This window comes from Dysgonomonas sp. Shenzhen-Wh21 (assembly GCF_043392705.1).
Taxonomy (GTDB): domain Bacteria; phylum Bacteroidota; class Bacteroidia; order Bacteroidales; family Dysgonomonadaceae; genus Dysgonomonas.
In genome coordinates, this window is sequence record NZ_JAIXHZ010000159.1 from 1 (window position 1) to 2140 (window position 2140).

4 protein-coding genes and 1 tRNA gene are annotated in these 2140 nt (G+C 34.1%); 1 reads left to right on the forward strand and 4 read right to left on the reverse strand.

Translation table 11 applies throughout. The annotated features are described in order from the left end of the window. Nucleotides 1–53 precede the first annotated feature (53 nt). The 4 genes from LDB17_RS11215 to LDB17_RS11230 all read right to left on the reverse strand — a co-directional run bounded on the left by LDB17_RS11215 (nucleotide 54) and on the right by LDB17_RS11230 (nucleotide 1760). Nucleotides 54–135, reverse strand: a tRNA-Leu gene (locus tag LDB17_RS11215). 99 nt (nucleotides 136–234) lie between these two features. Beyond that, nucleotides 235–651, reverse strand: coding sequence for a hypothetical protein (locus tag LDB17_RS11220; RefSeq protein ID WP_252639025.1), 417 nt, complete (start codon nucleotides 649–651; stop codon nucleotides 235–237). Beyond that, the gene (locus LDB17_RS11225; protein WP_252639023.1) at nucleotides 645–1124 is read right to left on the reverse strand and encodes a hypothetical protein; all 480 of its coding nucleotides are present in this window, start codon (nucleotides 1122–1124) and stop codon (nucleotides 645–647) included. The genes LDB17_RS11220 and LDB17_RS11225 overlap by 7 nt, the downstream gene beginning before the upstream one ends. A 21-nt stretch (nucleotides 1125–1145) precedes the next feature. Further along, nucleotides 1146–1760, reverse strand: a complete 615-nt coding sequence (locus LDB17_RS11230; protein WP_252639021.1) for a LexA family transcriptional regulator — start codon at nucleotides 1758–1760, stop codon at nucleotides 1146–1148. Nucleotides 1761–1921: 161 nt separating this feature from the next. Between LDB17_RS11230 and LDB17_RS11235 the strand changes: the two genes are divergently transcribed. Then, nucleotides 1922–2140 (forward strand): hypothetical protein (locus LDB17_RS11235; RefSeq protein ID WP_393925035.1); only part of this gene is annotated, 219 nt, incomplete at its 3' end.

A 2140-nucleotide genomic window follows, 5' to 3' on the forward strand; every position in this document is an offset into this window, starting at 1 on the left:
AGGTGCAAATTTCTTATTTACACCTACTTAGAATAATAAAAATTAACATTACGTGCGCATGAAGGGACTCGAACCCCCACGACCGTAGGTCACTGCCACCTGAAGACAGCGCGGCTACCATTACGCCACATGCGCACGTAATGTTAATTTTTATTATTCTAAGTAGGTGTAAATAAGAAATTTGCACCTATTTTGTTTTTATGCATGGAACGTATTTTGGAACGCATTATAAAACTATTGCTTTTTTATACTATAAAGGTCTATCAGAAGATCTGCCGTTGCATCATCGATGTTTTTAGTGTTTATTTTTGACAAATCTAGTTCTTCCACAGTAGTATTATATAGTTTCGATACTCTATCTTCAATGTAATTCATCCACTTCCAATGAGCATTCTGAAGTGCATAAAATATACGAGTCTTGTCTGTATGGGAATGATAAGTCATATCTTCATACGTAAGTGTCGTTTCCTTCCAATCTACAACGGTCCAGAACAACTGATTGAAATATTCCCACTTTTCAAAGACTTCTTTAACCGGCAATGACACAGAAGTTCTATTGTCCGTTTTTACACATGACGTAAATTTCTCTGCAAGCTTTACAGCATCGCGGAATTTGGGAGAGGTGGATTTTCCAAATGATAATGTTAGCATGATTTCTGAGTTTTATTTTCTATCAAATATTTTACTTTTACCTCTCTATCGATGAACTCTATGACATTATATTGATTTAAAACATATCGCCCATCATCAAGCCTAACCTCTTCGTTTGTTTCCATTGCCTGCATAATTATATCTTCCCATTCTGGATGTTCATCTAGAACTAAATTAGCACGTCTCTCATTTTCTTTCATGAATACATCAATAGCTATCTTTATGACACGTGACTCATTTTTATAATCCTTCATTTTCCTGTATAGTTTAATGAGTCTCCAGTAAGCATGGAGGGCAGGCTGCCTTAAGGATATATTTTCCTCATATACCTTTAATGCTTCTTCTATCCTTCCTTCTTTTTCAAATGCAATACCCCTATTATTTGTGTCACAACATTTAGACAATATTTCGCCTTCTTTTCGATTATATTCTCTAAGATCGTCTAATTCTTTTTGATCTTCACCAGTCCACATGTAGACCTCTGTTTATTTTATTTAATATCTCCTAAGCATTCCGATAACTAACCCTATATTATAGATATCCTCTTTTAGAATCTGAAAATCTGGGTACAGTTCCTTATTTTCTGATTTGCAAAGAATATATTCTCCGTTGTCATATATGCGCTTTACAACTACACCTTGAGCGGTATCAAGGACATGATATCTTCCCCATTGAATGAATCTAGCTTTTCCGTTAGTTAATTGCAAACAGGCCAATTCATCTCCTGACATAAATTCAGGCTCCATACTATCCCCTTTAACAAGAATTGTGTAGTTGTAGTTAGAAAAAGCTGAAACGAAAGGTAATTGTTCCGAATCTTCATTTGTAATACCATCTAGCGCAACTGATATAGATCCAGCTGCCGCATTTAATGGAATGCGAGGTCGGGTTTCCTCTCGCGATTTTTCATTGACACGTTCTTCTTTTATATTGAATGAATTTACATAATCCACTCCATATAATTCATTCAATATACCTAATTGATAATCCGTCAAGTCTTTTCCTTCCTTTTCAATAGCAACAATATTAGGTTGACCACATTCCAGTATTTGTGCCATTTCTTTTTGTGTAAGCTTCTTGTCAGCCCTTAGCTCCTTTAGTTTGAACATGCAGATAGTTAATTAAAGTTAATATCAATGATAATTGTTGGTAGTATTATTGATATATCAATTTTAATATTGATATTTGCATTGTAATCATATAACAATACGAATACAAAGATAAAAGAATTAAGAAAATAGACGCAATAATATATAAATATCATTTAGGTATGAATCAGACAATAATATATCACGTACTATCAGATGAGAGCTTAGATAAAAAGCTCAAAGAGATATTATTGACAAAAGAAGAATCTCTCATTGAAAGATATCACGGCGTGATTATACCTTCTTCTTGGGTAGTGGAAAATCCAGTGTTAATTGCCCCCTTTTGCCAGTCTAAATTGACCCTCTTTTCCAAAATACGTTTAACCCCTTACGCCAAAATA

Excerpts from the sequence above, each read along its gene's own strand:
- LDB17_RS11220 (WP_252639025.1), bottom strand. The coding sequence starts at position 651 with ATGCTAACATTATCATTTGGAAAATCCACCTCTCCCAAATTCCGCGAT.
- LDB17_RS11225 (WP_252639023.1), bottom strand. The coding sequence starts at position 1,124 with ATGTGGACTGGTGAAGATCAAAAAGAATTAGACGATCTTAGAGAATAT.
- LDB17_RS11230 (WP_252639021.1), bottom strand. The coding sequence starts at position 1,760 with ATGTTCAAACTAAAGGAGCTAAGGGCTGACAAGAAGCTTACACAAAAA.